The sequence below is a fragment of the Pseudonocardia nematodicida genome (assembly GCF_040105385.1).
GTDB classification, from domain to species: domain Bacteria; phylum Actinomycetota; class Actinomycetes; order Mycobacteriales; family Pseudonocardiaceae; genus Pseudonocardia; species Pseudonocardia nematodicida.
This window is the reverse complement of the sequence record NZ_JBEDNQ010000001.1, coordinates 859695-875370: the sequence shown is the minus strand read 5'-3', so window position 1 is coordinate 875370 and position 15676 is coordinate 859695. Positions and strand designations below refer to the sequence as shown.

At 73.0% G+C, this 15676-nt stretch carries 15 protein-coding genes; 9 read left to right on the top strand and 6 right to left on the bottom strand.

Features of this window, described 5'->3' with window-relative positions:
• The first annotated feature begins 5 nt into the window (after positions 1-5).
• Genes WIS52_RS04050 through WIS52_RS04025 form a run of 6 tightly spaced genes read left to right on the top strand, consistent with a single transcriptional unit; the run spans position 6 to position 6320 of the window.
• A complete protein-coding gene (locus tag WIS52_RS04050; protein ID WP_349296705.1) occupies positions 6-902 on the top strand; it encodes an SMP-30/gluconolactonase/LRE family protein in 897 nt (298 codons plus the stop codon).
• Positions 899-2353, top strand: coding sequence for an aldehyde dehydrogenase family protein (locus WIS52_RS04045; protein WP_349296704.1), 1455 nt, complete (start codon positions 899-901; stop codon positions 2351-2353). Before WIS52_RS04050 ends, WIS52_RS04045 begins: the two co-directional genes overlap by 4 nt.
• Entirely contained in the window at positions 2353-3135 is a 783-nt protein-coding gene (locus WIS52_RS04040) for an SDR family NAD(P)-dependent oxidoreductase (protein WP_349296703.1), read from the top strand. The genes WIS52_RS04045 and WIS52_RS04040 overlap by 1 nt, the downstream gene beginning before the upstream one ends.
• The gene (locus WIS52_RS04035; protein WP_349296702.1) at positions 3128-4213 is read left to right on the top strand and encodes an LLM class flavin-dependent oxidoreductase; all 1086 of its coding nucleotides are present in this window, start codon (positions 3128-3130) and stop codon (positions 4211-4213) included. The genes WIS52_RS04040 and WIS52_RS04035 overlap by 8 nt, the downstream gene beginning before the upstream one ends.
• A gap of 8 nt (positions 4214-4221) precedes the next feature.
• Positions 4222-5439: an acetyl-CoA C-acetyltransferase gene (locus WIS52_RS04030; protein ID WP_349296701.1), complete on the top strand. Its 1218-nt coding sequence runs from the start codon at positions 4222-4224 to the stop codon at positions 5437-5439.
• On the top strand, positions 5436-6320 hold the full coding sequence (locus tag WIS52_RS04025) for an alpha/beta fold hydrolase (RefSeq protein ID WP_349296700.1): 885 nt from the start codon (positions 5436-5438) through the stop codon (positions 6318-6320). The genes WIS52_RS04030 and WIS52_RS04025 overlap by 4 nt, the downstream gene beginning before the upstream one ends.
• On the opposite strand, the gene WIS52_RS04020 is transcribed toward WIS52_RS04025, so the two are convergent.
• From WIS52_RS04020 to WIS52_RS03995, 6 genes are all read right to left on the bottom strand, one after another.
• On the bottom strand, positions 6302-6640 hold the full coding sequence (locus tag WIS52_RS04020) for a hypothetical protein (RefSeq protein WP_349296699.1): 339 nt from the start codon (positions 6638-6640) through the stop codon (positions 6302-6304). The genes WIS52_RS04025 and WIS52_RS04020 overlap by 19 nt on opposite strands.
• Positions 6640-7770 (bottom strand): sugar ABC transporter substrate-binding protein, encoded by a 1131-nt coding sequence (locus WIS52_RS04015; RefSeq protein ID WP_349296698.1) that lies wholly within the window; start codon positions 7768-7770, stop codon positions 6640-6642. The genes WIS52_RS04020 and WIS52_RS04015 overlap by 1 nt, the downstream gene beginning before the upstream one ends.
• Before the next feature lie 31 nt (positions 7771-7801).
• Positions 7802-8812: an ABC transporter permease gene (locus WIS52_RS04010; RefSeq protein ID WP_349296697.1), complete on the bottom strand. Its 1011-nt coding sequence runs from the start codon at positions 8810-8812 to the stop codon at positions 7802-7804.
• Positions 8809-10290, bottom strand: coding sequence for a sugar ABC transporter ATP-binding protein (locus WIS52_RS04005; RefSeq protein ID WP_349296696.1), 1482 nt, complete (start codon positions 10288-10290; stop codon positions 8809-8811). The genes WIS52_RS04010 and WIS52_RS04005 overlap by 4 nt, the downstream gene beginning before the upstream one ends.
• 75 nt (positions 10291-10365) lie before the next feature.
• On the bottom strand, positions 10366-11505 hold the full coding sequence (locus WIS52_RS04000) for an NDMA-dependent alcohol dehydrogenase (protein ID WP_349296695.1): 1140 nt from the start codon (positions 11503-11505) through the stop codon (positions 10366-10368).
• Positions 11502-12341: a mycofactocin-coupled SDR family oxidoreductase gene (locus tag WIS52_RS03995; RefSeq protein ID WP_349296694.1), complete on the bottom strand. Its 840-nt coding sequence runs from the start codon at positions 12339-12341 to the stop codon at positions 11502-11504. Before WIS52_RS03995 ends, WIS52_RS04000 begins: the two co-directional genes overlap by 4 nt.
• A gap of 203 nt (positions 12342-12544) precedes the next feature.
• Between WIS52_RS03995 and WIS52_RS03990 the strand changes: the two genes are divergently transcribed.
• From WIS52_RS03990 to WIS52_RS03980, 3 genes are read left to right on the top strand one after another with little or no spacing between them, the layout of a single operon-like run.
• Positions 12545-12865, top strand: a complete 321-nt coding sequence (locus tag WIS52_RS03990; protein ID WP_349296693.1) for a DUF485 domain-containing protein — start codon at positions 12545-12547, stop codon at positions 12863-12865.
• Positions 12862-14409, top strand: a complete 1548-nt coding sequence (locus WIS52_RS03985) for a solute symporter family protein (RefSeq protein WP_349296692.1) — start codon at positions 12862-12864, stop codon at positions 14407-14409. Before WIS52_RS03990 ends, WIS52_RS03985 begins: the two co-directional genes overlap by 4 nt.
• Entirely contained in the window at positions 14406-15578 is a 1173-nt protein-coding gene (locus WIS52_RS03980; RefSeq protein ID WP_349296691.1) for a helix-turn-helix domain-containing protein, read from the top strand. The genes WIS52_RS03985 and WIS52_RS03980 overlap by 4 nt, the downstream gene beginning before the upstream one ends.
• Positions 15579-15676: the final 98 nt, after the last annotated feature.

The following is a 15676-nucleotide window of genomic DNA, read 5'->3' as shown; positions in this document are numbered from 1 at the left end:
CGACGATGACCCGATTCGAGTTCGCCCCGCTGGGCGCGGCCCGCTCCCGGCTCGGCGAGAACCCCACCTGGCGCCCGGACGACGGCGAGCTCTGGCACGTCGACGTCCACAACGGACTCTTCCGGCGCACCGCCTGGGCGACCGGGGCGACGACCGACCGGAAGGTGGGGGAGCGGGTCACCTTCGTGCTCCCCGCCGCCGACGGCTCGGCCATCGTCTCGGTCGCGCACGGGCTCGGCCCGCTGCCGGCCGAGGGGGAGGCGCCGGCGCAGCTGCCGATCGAGACCGACCTGCCGCACACCAGCATCAACGACGGCAAGGTGGACCCCCGCGGGCGGCTGTGGTTCGACACGCTGGACCGGCCCCAGCAGCAGGACCACTGCGCGCTGTACCGGCTCGACGCGCCCGACGCGGCGTCGGTCCAGGTGCCCGGCGTGCTGCTCGGCAACGGTCTCGGCTGGTCCCCGGCCGGGGACCGGATGTACTTCGTGGACAGTCGCCGGCAGCGGATCGACGTCTTCGACTACGACCTGCACACCGGGTCGCTCGGGGAGCGGCGGGTGCTCTGCGAGATCCCGGAGGCCGAGGGCATGCCCGACGGCCTGGCCGTCGACGCCGAGGGCTCGGTCTGGGTCGCCCTCTACGGCGGGTGGCAGCTGCACCGCTACACCCCGGACGGCACCCTCGCCGACAAGGTCGCCGTCCCCGTCCGCTACCCGACCTGCCCCGGGTTCGCCGGCCCCGACCTGCGGACCCTCGTCGTCACCACCGCCTACGCCTACCTGCAGGACGAGGGAGAGCCGATCGGCGAGCTCGACGGCGCGGTCCTCGTGACCGACGCCGACGTCCCCGGCCTGCTCCCGCCCCCGTCCGCCCTCAGCCTCACCGGGAGCCCCGTATGAGCACCGCGACCACCCCGCTCGTCTCCGAGATGCTCATCGGCGACGACATCCTCACCGGGGCGTCCGGCCCGACGCTGACCCACCACTACGCCGCCACCGGCGAACCCAACGGCGAGGTCCCGCTCGGCGGGGAGCCGGAGGTCGCCGCCGCCGTCGCCGCCGCGAAGGCCGCGCTGCCGGCGTGGGAGGCCCTCGGCCCGGTCGAACGCCGCAACCGGCTCGCCCGGCTGGCCGAGGTGGTCGAGTCCTGGACCGGCCGGTTCGAGGCGATCGCGTCGGCCGAGACGGGCATGCCGAAACAGGGCTTCGCCTGGCGGGTGCGGCTGTCCTGCGAGTGGATCCGCACCTACGTCGGCTACGCCGACAAGGTCGGCGGGGACGTCACGGCCTCGGCCGACGACGGGACGCTGGAGTACACCCGGCTCGAGCCCTACGGCGTCGTCGGCATCATCATCACCTGGAACTCGCCGCTGCTCTCGCTGTGCATGAAGATCCCGGCGGCGCTCGCGGCCGGGAACACGGTCGTCGTCAAGCCCTCGGAGCTGACCCCCTACACCCCGGCGCTGTTCGGGCGGGCCTGCCTCGAGGCGGGCATCCCGCCGGGTGTGGTCAACGTCGTCGTGGGTGGCGCCGAGGCCGGCGAGGTGCTCACCGTGCACCCGGACGTGGAGAAGGTGTCCTTCACCGGCGGGCTGAGCACTGCCGCGGCGATGATGCGGTCCGGGGCGGCGCTGGTGAAGCCGTTCTGCTTCGAGCTCGGCGGCAAGTCCGCCTACACGGTCTTCCCGGACGCCGACGTCGACCTCGCGGTGACCCTGGCGTCGAAGGAGATGTCCAACGCGGGCCAGTCCTGCAAGTTCGGGTCCCGGCTGTTCGTACACGACGCGGTGTTCGACGAGTACCGCGAGAAGCTGGCCGCGGCCATCGGCCGGGTGGTCGTCGGCGACCCGGAGGACACCGGCACCACGATGGGCCCGCTGATCACCCGCGGCGCCCAGGAGCGGGTGCTGGGCTTCGTCGAGGGGGCCCGCGGCCGCGGTGACGGTCAGGTCCTGCTCGGCGGCGGCGTCCCGCAGCTCGACACCCGGCTGCGCCACGGGTACTTCGTCGAGCCCACCGTGTTCACCGACGTCGACCCGGCCAGCCCGCTCGGCCAGGACGAGATCTTCGGCCCGGTCTTCGGGATGTTCCGGTGGAGCGACGAGGAGACCCTCGTCGAGCAGGTCAACTCCACGAAGTTCGGACTCTCGAACTACGTGCACACCCGCGACCTGCGCACCGCGACCCGGATGGTGCACCGGCTCAAGAGCGGCACCGTCTACGTCAACGACGCCAACCGCCGCAACCCCGGCGCCCCGTTCGGCGGCTTCCGGGCCAGCGGCATCGGCAGCGAGGGTGGGCGCCGCGGACTCGAGGAGTTCCTGCGCGCCAAGACCGTCGGGATCGCCTGATGGGACGGCTCGACGACACGGTCGCGCTGGTGACCGGCGGCGCGTCCGGGATGGGCCTGGCCTCGGCGACCCGGTTCGCCGAGGAGGGTGCGGCCGTGGTGGTCGCCGATCTCGACGCCGCGGCCGCCGACCGGGCGGCCGCCGGAATCGTGGCCGGCGGTGGCGAGGCGAAGGCGGTCCAGGTCGACGTCGGCTCGGTCGCGAGCCTGCGGGCGATGGTCGAGGTGGTGGCCGCGCAGTACGGCCGGCTGAACGTGCTGTTCAACCACGCCGGGATCCCCGGCCCGCCCGGGCTGGACCTCACCGAGGAGGAGTTCGACCGGACCGTCGACATCAACCTCAAGAGCCAGTTCTTCGGGACGCAGCTGGCCCTGCCGCTGCTGCGGGCGGCCGCCCCGCGCGCGTCGATCATCTACACCTCGTCGGTCTCCGGACTGATGGCGGCGCCGAGCAGCCCGATCTACGGCATGACCAAGGGTGGGACCCAGATCCTCATGCGGTCGGTCGCCAAGCAGCTCGGCCCGGAGGGCATCCGGGCCAACGCGATCTGCCCGGGCCCGACGAACACCCCGATGCTGCGGACCTTCGTGGACCCGGACCGGGCCGGCATGGCCGAGGGGGACGACTACGACCAGCAGGTCGCCGCCCGCGCCGCCCGGATCCCGCTGCGCCGTGCCGCGGAACCCGAGGACACCGCCGAGGTCGCGCTGTTCCTCGCATCCGACGAGTCCCGGTACGTCACCGGGACCTGGATCCCGGTCGACGGAGGTATGAGTGCCTGAGACACCCGTCCCGAGCGTCACGCTGCGCATGCTCGACACCGGCGCGCGGCTGGGCGTCCTCTCCGGACCCGACGACACCTTCCGCGACGTCCTCGACCGGCAGATCGCCCGGCGCACCGACCTGGCCACGATCTGGCAGCGGCACGGCCGGGTCGCACCGACCTTCTACGGCTCCGGGCACCACTGGATGTCGCACCCGCAGCAGTTCGCCGACCCCTGGACGGTGCTCGGCTACGCCGCGGCGGCCTGGCCGGAGGCCCATCTCAACAGCAACTTCATCCAGCTCCCGCTGTTCTCGCCGATCGATGTGGCGGAGAAGGTCGTCACCCTCGACCGGCTCGCCCTGCACGGCGTCACCTACGTCGTGGGCCTGGGATGGCGGCCGGAGGAGTTCGCCGCGGCGGGCACCGACGTGCGGTACCGGGTCGGCCGGTTCACCGAGATCGTCGAGACCTGTCGCGCGCTGTGGGCCGGCGAGGAGGTGAAGCCCGGGAAGCACTTCTCGGTCACCGGGCGGCTCGGCGCGCTGCCGCGCGAGGACCCCACGCTGGTGTTCGGCGTGCAGAGCCCGAAGGCCGCGGCGCGCGCGGCCCGGCTCGGTGACGGGCTCAACGTGTCCTGGGTGATGGACCACGACAGCTACCGGCGGATCAACGAGGCCTACCGGGACGAGCTGCACGCGCTCGGCCGGCCCGCGCCGCGGTACTGGGCGATGTCGAAGTTCCTGTCCGTCGACCCCGACCCCGCCCGTGCCGATGCCCGGCTGGACCGGATGACCACCATGTTCGACTGGTACGCCTCGGCGAGCACCTGGACCAGCTCCGACGTCAACACCGCGATCACCCGGGACCGCGAGGCCACCGACCGCACGATCACCGGCACCGCCGCCTCGGTGGTGGAGCAGCTCGTCCCGCACGCCCGCGAGTTCCCCTACACCGACCTGCTGCTCACCTGGCTCGCGCCGGGGTCCGACCCGGCGGAGAACCGGGACCATTTCGCCCACCTGTGCGAGTCGGTGGTGGTCCCGCTGTTCGACGAGCTGGGCGTGCCCGCCGCCGAGCGCACCCTCAAGATCTAGGAGGCCACATGTCCCGCGAGGTGCTCGTCTGCGAGCCGCTCCGGACCCCGATCGGCCGGTTCGGGGGAGCGCTGGCCACCGTGCCGGCCGTCGACCTCGGCGTCCGGGTCGTCCGCGAGCTCATCAGCCGGGTGGGGATCGCCCCCGAGCGGGTCGACGACGTGATCCTCGGCCAGTGCTACGCCAGCGGCGAGAACCCGGCGATCGGCCGGATCGTCGCGCTCGACGCGGGCCTGCCGGTGAGCACCCCGGGCGCCCAGGTCGACCGGCGCTGCGGCTCCGGCCTGCAGTCGGTGGTCAACGCGGTGCTGCAGGTCGGTTCCGGCGCCGGCGACGCGGTGATCGCCGGCGGCGCGGAGAGCATGAGCCAGGTCGAGTACTACGCGACCGGCATGCGGTTCGGATCGCCCGGCGCGACCGTCGAGCTGCACGACCGGCTCGCCCGCGCCCGGCAGACACCCGGTGGCCGGGACCATCCGGTCGAGGGCGGGATGCTGGAGACGGCCGAGAACGTGCGGCGGATCCACGCGATCCCGCGCGAGGAACAGGACGCGCTGGCGTTGCGCTCGCACCGCCGCGCCGTCGAGGCGCACGACGCGGGCCTGTTCGTCGACGAGCTCGTGCCGGTCGAGGTCACGACCCGGAAGGAGAGCGTGCTGGTCGACCGGGACGAGCACCCGCGGCCGGACACGACGGCCGAGTCGCTGGCCCGCCTGAAGCCGGTGCGCCGGGGTGTCGACGCCGACGCCACGGTCACGGCCGGCAACTCGTCCGGGCAGAACGACGGCGCCGCCGCGTGCCTGGTCGCGACCCGGTCGGTGGCCGCGGGCCTGAACGTCGGCGTGGCCGCGCGGATGGTGTCCTGGGGCGTGGCCGGGGTGCAGCCGGAGCTGATGGGGCTCGGTCCGGTCCCGGCCGTCGAGGCGGCGCTGCGCCGGGCCGACCTCACGATGGCCGACATGGACCTGGTCGAGCTGAACGAGGCGTTCGCCGCCCAGGTCCTGGGCTGCACCCGGGAGTGGAAGTTCGGCGAGGCCGACCACGACCGGCTCAACGTCCGCGGCTCCGGGATCTCGCTCGGGCACCCCGTCGGGGCCACCGGCACCCGGATCCTCGCGACCGGTCTGCGCGAGCTCGCCCGTCGCGACGGCCGGTACCTGCTGGTGACGATGTGCATCGGTGGTGGTCAGGGGCTCGCCGCGGTGTTCGAGCGCGTCCGTCTGTGAGTGCGCGGCGCCGGACCGTCCGGTCCGGCGGTCTCGACCTGAACGTGCTCGTCGAGGGCGACGGGCCCGCCATCGTGTTCCTGCACGGTGGCGGGCTGACCGCGCACACCTGGCGGCGGGTCGTCGCCGACCTCGCGCGCGACCACCGGTGCGTCGCCGTCGACCTGCGCGGGCACGGGGACAGCGACTGGTCGCCGTCCGCGGACTACACGCTGACGAGCATGGCCGCCGACCTGCGCACCGTCGTCGCAGAGCTCGGGATCGCCCGGCCGCACCTGGTCGGGATGTCGCTGGGCGGCCAGGTCGCGCTGCACGCCGTCTGTCACGGGTTCGCGGCCCGGTCACTGGCGCTCGTCGACGTCGGGCCGCGGTTGCTGCAGCGGCCGGACAACCCGATCCGCACGTTCATGCGCACCCACTCCTACCCGAGCTTCGACGCGGCCCTCGACGCGGCCGCGGAGTTCCGACCGGACCGGGACCGGGCGTCGCTGGCCTCGAGCCTGCGCCGGTCCATGCGCCCGGCCGGCGACGGGAGCTGGAGCTGGAAGTGGGACCCGGCCCGCCGGGACAGCTACGCGGAGCGCAGTGCGGAGGCGCGGGCGCTGACCGGGCTGCTCGGGGCGGTGTCGTGTCCGGTCCTGGTCGTGCGGGGTGCCCGCAGCCCGGTCTTCGGTGCGGCCGACGCCCGCCGGCTCGTCGTGGCGCTGCCGCGCGCCCGCCTGGAGACCCTCGACGCCGGGCACGACGTCCAGTCCGAACGCCCTGCCGAGCTCGCCGCGCTGATCCGGGCGTTCCACGAGGAGGACCCGGACGCGCCGTGCGGCCCGCCGGCGGGTGCCGGCGGGCCGCACGGGCAGGCGGGTCAGGGGATCTCGTCGTAGTAGACCGCGACCGGCGGCGGGTCACCGGCCATCGTGTCCGTCGGCCGCAGCCGGCCGTCGGCGAAGCGCTCCTGCAGCTCCTTCTCCACCCCGGCAGGGTCGTCGGTGTCGAGCTCGTAGATCACCAGGTAGCGGTGGCCGCCGGCGAGCTCGCCGTGGAAGGCGCTGCGCTGCTCGGCCGTCCGGAACCGGCGGGCCGAGAGCACCCCGGGGATCGCGCACACGTCGGGGACGTGCATCCTCGAGTACCAGTCGTTGAACTCGTCCTCCCGGTCCGGGCTCACCACGTCGCTGAACACCGCGTGGATCATCTTCGGCATCAGTTCCCCTCCCACAGCTGCTGGAACATCGTGTCGCTGCCGGCCACCACGGGTGTGGCGCCGTTGACCTTCGGGTCGGTCTGGTCGACGTTGTCCGGGGTGACCACCCAGAACCGCGGAAGCTCCGAGGGCACCTGCGGGGCGCCGGTGACGTTCCGGACGATCGAGTCCAGCCCGGCCAGGTAGGTCTCGACGAACGGCGACGGCACGGACGCGAGCTGGTCGCCGGTCCGGATGTACTGCCAGGTCGTGTCGCCGCCACCCTCACCCACGATCTTCACGTGGTCGAGCCCGGCCGCCTTCAGGGCCGCCGGGAGCCCGGCGGCCAGCGAGTCGATCGACAGCGCCACGTGGTCGACCTCGGGGTGCGCACGCAGGTAGCCGACGATCTGCTGCGGCACCGCGTTGCCCAGCGCGGTCACCGGGATGTCCTGGGTGTCGGTGCCGCAGGAGGCACACAGCCGCTGCATCGTCGCCAGGAACTCGTCCTGCATCTTCGACAGGTTCACGAAGGCCGGGACGTTGAAGTAGACCGCGTTCGCCGTGCCCCCGCTCTCCTCGACGAGGTAGGCGGCCATCAGCTCGCCCGCGGCCTTCTGCTGGTCCGGCGTGCAGATCGTGTAGTCGACGCCGTCGCCCACCTCGTCGTCCGAGCACGCGCTGACCAGCCAGGTGCCGTTCGCCTGCAGCTCGGGCAGGTAGCGCTCGTACACGGTGCGGTCGATCGCGATGTAGATCGCGCCGACCGACTTGTTGCGGACGACCTGGGCGAAGGCCTGCTGCTGGGACTCGGGGCTGCCGTCGGTGTTGATGACGTTCAGCGTCCAGCCGAGCTTCTCGACCGAGTCCTGCAGGAAGCCGGCGATCTGGTTGCAGTCGGCAGCGGCGCAGCTGATGAAGTCGACCGACTTGCCCGGCGGGATCGGCCGGCCGACGGGCTCGGTCACGTTGAGCTCGGTCGGCCGGGTCGTGTGCTCGGCGATCATGTCGCGGGCCTGCTGGACGCCGGCCTCGTCGACCGGGCCCGACTCCGTGGTCTGCTCGCCCGCGCCGCAGGCGCCGAGTGCGAGTACGCAGACGATCGCGGTCATCGCGCTCGTCGCACGCCCGAGCAGGGTCGTTCTCCGCATGAGGAACTCCAGTGTTCGCGTGGGGAGGGGATCAGCCGCGGCGGACGCGGCGGCGTTGCAGACCGGTGGCGGCGAGCGCCCCGATGAGGACCACGCCGGTGAACATGTCCGCGGCGTAGTTGGGTGCGGCGGCCAGGCTCAGCCCGACCGTCCCGGCGCCGAGCATGACGACGGCGATCAGGGTGCCCCAGGCGTTGAACCGGCCGGCCCGCAGCTGGGTGGCGCCCACGAACACCGCGGCGAACGCCGGGAGCAGGTAGGCGGTGCCGGCGGTCGGGGACCCCGCCGACAGTGAGGAGGCCAGGCACAGCCCGGCGAACCCGGCGATCGCCGAGGACACGATCAGCGCGCCGAACCGGATCCGGTCCACCCGGATCGAGGCCAGCCGGGCCGCGTCCGGGTTGAAGCCGACGGCGTAGATCCGCCGGCCGGTCACCGTGTGCTCGAGCAGGTACCAGAGCAGCGCGGCGAGCACGACGGCGTAGACGGCGGGCCCGGTGAACCCGCCGAACTGCACCTGGGCGAGCTGGGCGAACCCGCCGGCGAGCTCCACTCCGGACACGATCTGGTCGTTGGTGAAGAAGATGATCGAGGCCTGGACCAGCGAGCCGGTGGCGAGCGTCCCGATGAACGAGTCGATCCGCATCCCGACCACCACGAGGCCGTTCAGCGCGCCGATCAGCAGCGCGGCGAGCATGCCCAGCCCCATCGCGAGGACGGGGTGCACCCCGGCGACGACGAAGTGCGCGGCCGTCACCCCGGACAGGGTCATGACGTAGGCGAACGAGAGGTCGAAGGTCCGGGTCGCCAGCGGGACGACGAGGGCCAGTGCGGCCATCGCCGTGATCGAGTAGCCGTTCGCGACCTGCTTCACCGTGGCGAGCGTCGGGTAGGTCACCGGCAGGTAGATCGTGAAGAGCACGACGATGAGCCCCAGCACGTAGACCGCGCCGATGTTGCGCGGGCCCAGTGCCGCCCAGCGGGGGGTGCTGCGGGTGCGCGGGGACGGGAGCGCCGCGGGACGCTCGGTCTGCAGGGTCATCGCTGGTCCGTCTCTTCCATGGCCCGGAGCAGGCCGTGCTCGGTGATGTCGGTGCCGGTCAGCTCCCGCACGATCCGGCCGTTGCCCAGCACCAGGACCCGGGTGCACAGCGCCAGCAGGTCCCCCGGGTCGGCCGAGGTCACGAGCACGGCGAGCCCGGCCCGGGCCCGCTCGGCGACGAGCTCGTGGATGGCCTGTCGGGCCGCGGGATCGACCCCGGCGGAGGGGTCGCACAGCAGCAGCACCGCAGGCTCGCGGGCCAGGGCCCTGGCGAGCACCACCTTCTGCTGGTTGCCACCGCTGAGCGTGGTGATCCCCGCCATGGGGCCGGCGGCCTTCACCCGGACGTCGGCGGTCCAGCGCTCCACGAGCCGGCGCTCGCGGGTCCGGGACAGCGACGGCCCGGCGCGCAGCCGGTCCAGGACGGAGATCGTGAGGTTCTCCGCCACCGACATGCCGGGCAGCACCGCCTCCCGCAACCGGTCCGACGGCACGAGCGGCAGGTTCAGCCGTCCGGCCCGCGACACCGGTGTCGGCGGACTGCCGTGCAGCCTCACCTCGCCGGTCGCGTGCGGCACCGCACCGGCGAGGACGTGCGCGAGCTCGGTGCTCCCGGACCCGGGCAGTCCGGCGATGCCGAGCACCTCGCCCTCGTGCAGCTCCAGGCCCACTCCGTCGAGGTAGCGGGCCCGCAGGTCGCGTGCCGCCAGGGCGACCGGTCGGTGCACCGCCGGCGGGAGGCCGGCGCGGTAGCCGGCGTCGACCTCGTCGCCGGCCATCAGCGAGGCCAGCGCCCCGGCGTCGAGCCCGCGGGTGGGCCGGGTCGCGACCAGCCGCCCGGCCCGCAGCACGGTGACCCGGTCGGCCACGGCCAGCACCTCGTCGAGCCGGTGCGACACGTACAGGATGCTCGTACCGCGGGCCCGGACCCCGCGGACGATCTCGAGCAGGTGCTCGGCCTCCGCGGGCGGCAGTACGGCGGTGGGCTCGTCGAGCACCAGCAGACCGGCCCCGCCCTCCCACCCGGCCAGCGCCGCCGCGATCGCGACGACGGTCCGCTGGACCGGGGTGGCCGACGACAGCGGCGCACGGACGTCGAGGTCGACGGCGAAGTCCGCCAGCAGCTCCAGGGTGCGCTCGGTCTGGGCGGCCCAGCGGATCCGGCCGGCCCGGGTGAGGAACTCGCTGCGCAGCGCCAGGTTGTCCACTGCGGACAGCTCGAGGAACAGGCCGAGATCCTGGTGGACGAAGCGCAGCCGCTCCCGGCCGGACGCCCCGGACAGCGTCACGACCGAGCCGGGGTCGGGGTCGTGGTACCCGGCGAGGATCTTGATCAGGGTCGACTTGCCGGACCCGTTCTGGCCGACCAGGGCGTGGATCTCGCCGTCGGCGACGTCGAGGTCGACGGCGTCGAGCGCGGTCGTCCCGGGGAAGGTCTTGGTGAGGTCCCGGATCTCCAGGACCGGCGGTGCGTGCACGGCACCTCTCCTTCGAGGGCAGCACCGGCCGGCGGACGGTCCCGGGGGAGGACCGCCCGCCGGCGGGGGAGCGGATCAGTCGTAGACGATGACGCCGCGCAGGTTCTTCCCGGCGTGCATGTCCGCGAAGGCCTGGTTGATGTCCTCGAGCGGGTAGGTCCGGGTGATCAGCTCGTCGAGCTTGAGCGAGCCCTCCCGGTAGAGCCGGGCGAGCAGCGGGATGTCGGCCCGGGCGTTGGTGTCGCCGTACAGGGTGCCGTGCAGCCGCTTGCCGCACATGACGTAGTCGAACAGGTCCATCTTGATGTCCTTGACGCCCATCGGCACCACGCCGGTGAGCACCATCGTCCCGCCGCGGCGGAGCATGGTCTGTGCGGGATGCATGACCTCCGGCGGCACCACGCCCATCGTGATGATCACCCGGTCCGCGCCCTGGCCGTTGGTCATCCCGTCGACGAGGGTCTTCGCCTCGTCCCAGGACGCGACGGTGTGCGTGGCACCGAACAGCGGTGCCTGCTCGCGCTTGAACTCGGCCGGGTCCACCGCGACGATCACGCTCGCGCCGCGGTGCCGTGCGCCCTGCACCGCGTTCATCCCGACGCCGCCGGTGCCGATCACGACGACGATGTCGCCGATCTCCATGTCGGCGGCGTAGGCCGACGAGCCCCAGCCGGTCGGGACCCCGCACCCGAGCAGCGCCGCGGACCGCAGCGGCACCTCCGGGTCGATCTTCACCAGGGCGTTGGTCGGCACGCACACGTAGGGGGCGAAGGTGCCCAGGTAGGACATGCAGCCGACGCCCTCGCCGTCGGCGGTGAACACCCGGTGGGTGCCGTCCGGGGCGGTGCCGCCCAGGACCCCGGCCCCGAGCTCGCACAGCGTCGAGTAGCCCTTCACGCACATCGCGCACCGCCCGCAGGACGGCATGAACGACATGACGACGTGGTCGCCCGGGGCGAAGTGCGTGACGTCCGGCCCGACCTCCTCGACGACGCCCGCGCCCTCGTGGCCGCCGAGGACCGGGGCCCAGCCGCCGAGGTCGACGTCCCCGGTGTCGAGGTGGTCGTCGGAGTGGCACAGCCCGGACGCGGCGAGCCTGATCCGCGCCTCGCCGGCCTTCGGCGGGTCGATCCCGATCTCCTCGACCGACCACCCGGAACGGGTGCCGGGCTTGCGCAGCAGCGCGCCCTTCGTCGTGATCCGGCCGCGGCTCACTTGCCCACCGCGCCGGCGTCGACCGCGATCTGGCTGCCGGTCACGTACCGGGACTCGTCGGAGGCGAGGTAGACGACGGCCGCCGAGATGTCCTCCGGCTCCATCCAGGGCACCGGCAGCAGGTTGAGCACGTCGGCGACCTCGGCCATGTCCTCCTTGCCGGGGTTCTCCAGGTCGGGCCGGAAGAAGCCGTAGGTCTGCGGGTTGAAGAACATCCCGGTGCCCACCGAGGACGGGTTGACGGTGTTCGCGCGGATCCGGTGCTCGGCCAGCTCGGCCGCGAGTGTCCGCATGAGACCGACGACCCCGTGCTTGGACGCGACGTAGTGGGCGATGTTGGGGACGCCCTTGTTCGCCGCGAACGACGCCGTGATGATCAGCGATCCGCCGTTGTCGGCCTCGATCATCGTGGGGATCGCGGCCTTCAGGGTCCGCCAGACCCCGGTCAGGTTGGTGTCGATGAGGGTCTGCCACTGCTGTTCGGAGAGCTCCCAGGCCTTGCCGAACGACGAGATGCCGGCGTTCGCGCAGACCACGTCCAGCCGGCCGAACGCATCGAGCCCGGCCCGGACCGCGGCGTCGAGCGCGTCGGTGTCCCGGACGTCGGCGACGGTGGTGACGATCCGGCCGCCCCTCTCCTCGACGAACCGCTGCGTCTCCTTCAGATCCTCCTGTGTCGACAACGCGTACTCGACGGTGTCGATCGGCCCGCAGGCGTCGACGGCGACGATGTCCGCGCCCTCCTCGGCCAGGCGCACGGCGTGCGACCGTCCCTGTCCGCGGGCCGCCCCAGTGACCAGGGCGACCTTCCCTGCGACCCGTCCTTCTCGTGGCATGGGCACCTCCTAATGCGTATTCCCAGCAAGACGACTGTGTGGAGTGGGAGACGGCTGCCATCGTGCGATGACCTACATCACAAGTCAAGAAGCGTCTCTTGCTAGAGAAGAATGTATTGACGAGAAGACGCCATTCGGGTCATGGTGCGACCCGCACCCCACCCGGGTGCGCCGAGGCAACGACGCCTACAGGAGGACGCCGCATGGTCCAGTCAGGTCGTTCCGAGTCCCCGCCGCACGTCCCGGACCTGGTCGCCGCCGCGCAGGCCATGACCCGCAGGCGACTCCGGTTCGCCCTGCCGCTCTGCCTGGTCAGCTTCGGCGGATTCATGCTGGTCACCGCGCTGTCCGGATTCAGTGACGTGCTCGATGCGCCGGTCGTGGGGCCGCTGACCTGGCTCTTCCTGCTGCTGACCCTGGGCTTCCCGCTGGTGGGGGTCTGCGCCGTGCTCTACCGCCGCCGGGCCGAACAGTGGGACGAGGAACGCGCCGAGGTGCTGCGCGCGGTGCGGAGCACCTCGTGAACGCCTCGCCGCTGACCCTCGCGGTGTTCGCCGGCGTCATCGCGCTCACCCTCGGTATCACGTTCTGGGCCGGCCGGCGCAACACCGGGGCCGGTGACCACTACGTCGCCGGTGGCCGGCTGACCGGATCCCAGAACGGACTCGCGATCACCGGGGACCTCGTCTCGGCGGCCGCGTTCCTCGGGACGGTCGGCCTGTTCGCGACCCAGGGCGTGTCGTCCTACTTCTACATCGTCGGGCCGTTCGTCGCGTTCGTCATCCTGCTGACCGTCCTGGCCGAACCGCTGCGCAACCTGGGTCGGTTCACGATGGCCGACGTCGTCGCGGGCCGGTTCCGGTCCCGTGGCGTCCGCGCCTCCATGGCGGTGAACTCGCTGCTCGTCACGATCTTCTACATGATCGCGCAACTGGTCGCGGCGGGAGCGCTGATCAGCCTGCTCCTCGGGGTCGACTACGCGGTCGCCGTGCTCGTGGTCGGCGTCCTGATGACCGCCTACATCGCCATCGGCGGCATGCTCGCGACGACGTGGATCCAGATCGTCCAGGCGGTCATGCTGCTCGGCTGCATGGCGCTGCTCGTGGTGCTGATCCTCGCCCGGTTCGGCTTCGACCCGATGGCGATGTTCGCCGCGGCCGCCGACTCGGGCGCGAAGGACCTGTTCACCTCGCCGAGCGGTCTGCTCCCGGGGTTGGACCTGCTGTCCCTGGCGATCGCGGTCGGTCTCGGGACCGCCGCGCTGCCGCACATCCTGATCCGGTTCCTCACCGTCCCGGACGGTCGCGAGGCCCGCCGCTCGATGAACTACGCCCTGGTCTGGATCGGCCTCTCGTTCGCCGCCGTCCCGGTCATCGGCTACGGCGCGGTGGCGCTGCTCGGCCAGGAGGCGATCACCGACGCAGCGGCCTCCGGGAACCTCGCGACCCTGCAGGTGTCCGACCTGCTCGGCGGGCCGGTGCTGTTCGCGCTCGTCGCCGCGGTCGCCTTCGCCGTGATCCTCGCGACCGTGTCCGGCCTGGTCATCGCGGGATCGGGCGCGCTCGCGCACGACCTGTACAGCTCGATCCTGCGCCGCGGGCGGGCGACCGAACGGGAGCAGGTGGTCGCCGGGCGGGCCGCCTCGGTCGCCGTCTCGCTCGTCGCGATCGCGGTGTCGCTGGGCGCCCAGAACACCAACATCTCCGTCCTCGGGGTGCTGGCCGTCGTCGTGGCCGCGAGCGCGAACATCCCGGTGCTGGTCCTGCTGCTGTTCTGGAAGCGGCTCACCTCCGCCGGCGTGATCTGGGGGATCGCGAGCGGTGTCGGCAGCGCGGTGCTGCTCATCCTGGTGGGTCCGCAGGTCCTCGGCGACGGTGCGCTCTTCCCGCTCACCTACCCCTCGCTCGCCTCGGTACCGATCGGGTTCCTGGGCTGCTGGCTCGGCTCGGTGCTCGGTGGCCGCAGGCACCGCGACGACCAGTCGTCCTTCGAGGAGATGCAGGTCCGGGCGGCGTTGGGCGTCACCACCTCCGGCGGCGAGGCCCCGGTCGACCGGACCACACCATGACCCTGTCGGCCCGGGACCGCGCCGGACCGGCTGCCGATGTGCCGCCGCCGCTGTCGGAGGACGATGTGACGCCGCCGGCGTCGGTGTCGGGTGCGACGACTCCGTCGTCGGTGCCCGGCGCGGCGGCCGCTGCGCTCGTCGCGGAGTTCGACGTGCTGATCGAGAACCAGGCGCCCGTCGACGTCGTGCTGCGACGGGCCGCCGAGCTCGCCGAGTGCCCGGCCGGCCTGGATCACGATGGTCTCGGTCCGCTCGTCGCCGGCGGTCCGGCCGGCGCCGGGCACGGTGGGGTCCCTCCGGTTGCCGCGGTCCGGCCGCTGCGGTCGGGCGGCGTGGTCTGGCTGGACCGTCCCGGCGGCGCCCGCCCGCTCGACGCCGTGCTGCTGGAGCGGCTCGCCATCGCCTGCACCGTCGCGATCGCGACGCGCGCGGGTCACCCGCGGCTCGGCGACCCCGGACTGCTGCAGCTCTGCGTGGACGACACGGTCGGCGATCTCGAGCGGTCCCGCGCACTGGACGCACTGGGCCTCGCCCACTCGACGCCGGTGACGATCATGGCGGTGCACGGCCCGCCACGCTCCACGGCCGGGATCGTCGCCGTCCTGGGTGGACCGGCCCGGGGAGTGCGGGCGACGGCGCTGGGACCGGTCGACCTGCTGCTCTGCCCCCGCCCGGTGCCGGACCAGTTCCCGGTCCCGGTCGGGGCCCGGGTCGGCGTCGGCCCGCCCGGGACCGCCGCCGAGCTGCCCCGGGCCTGGCGGGAGGCGCGGGCCGCCCTGCGCTTCGCGCTGCCGTGCCGCCATCCGCTGCCGCCGTACCCCGAGGACGAGGGCGTGATCGTGCGCGCCGAGCTGCTCGGCGGGTACGCGCTGCTGCCGCGGCTGGTCACCGGCGCCGACATCGCCGACGTCGACGACGTCCGCCGGCTCGACGAGCTCGCCGCCGAACCCGGCGGGGCCGACATGATCCGGACGCTGGTCGCGGTCGCCGCCAACGAGTCGCTCCGCAAGGCGGCCGCGGTCGTCCACCTGCACCACACCTCGGTCGCGCAGAAGGTGGCCCGCGCCGAGCAGGTGCTCGGGTTCGACCTCACCGAGGGGTACGGCCGGTCCCGCCTGATGGTGGGGCTGATGCTGCAGCGGATCCGCGGCTCGGCCCCGCTCGGCTGAGCCCGCCATCCGGCGCGGATCGGGCCGGAACCGCCACCACGTGCAGGGTGCCCGGGGTAGGTGGGCGATCTCACACTGGATCTCCCACCGAGAACGAC

Bases quoted from the DNA above. Each gene is read 5' to 3' on its own strand.
- WIS52_RS03995 (WP_349296694.1), bottom strand. From the start codon at position 12,341: ATGCCACGAGAAGGACGGGTCGCAGGGAAGGTCGCCCTGGTCACTGGG.
- WIS52_RS04040 (WP_349296703.1), top strand. From the start codon at position 2,353: ATGGGACGGCTCGACGACACGGTCGCGCTGGTGACCGGCGGCGCGTCC.
- WIS52_RS03980 (WP_349296691.1), top strand. From the start codon at position 14,406: ATGACCCTGTCGGCCCGGGACCGCGCCGGACCGGCTGCCGATGTGCCG.
- WIS52_RS04010 (WP_349296697.1), bottom strand. From the start codon at position 8,812: ATGACCCTGCAGACCGAGCGTCCCGCGGCGCTCCCGTCCCCGCGCACC.
- WIS52_RS04015 (WP_349296698.1), bottom strand. From the start codon at position 7,770: ATGCGGAGAACGACCCTGCTCGGGCGTGCGACGAGCGCGATGACCGCG.
- WIS52_RS04020 (WP_349296699.1), bottom strand. From the start codon at position 6,640: ATGCCGAAGATGATCCACGCGGTGTTCAGCGACGTGGTGAGCCCGGAC.
- WIS52_RS04030 (WP_349296701.1), top strand. From the start codon at position 4,222: ATGTCCCGCGAGGTGCTCGTCTGCGAGCCGCTCCGGACCCCGATCGGC.
- WIS52_RS04045 (WP_349296704.1), top strand. From the start codon at position 899: ATGAGCACCGCGACCACCCCGCTCGTCTCCGAGATGCTCATCGGCGAC.
- WIS52_RS03990 (WP_349296693.1), top strand. From the start codon at position 12,545: ATGGTCCAGTCAGGTCGTTCCGAGTCCCCGCCGCACGTCCCGGACCTG.
- WIS52_RS04050 (WP_349296705.1), top strand. From the start codon at position 6: ATGACCCGATTCGAGTTCGCCCCGCTGGGCGCGGCCCGCTCCCGGCTC.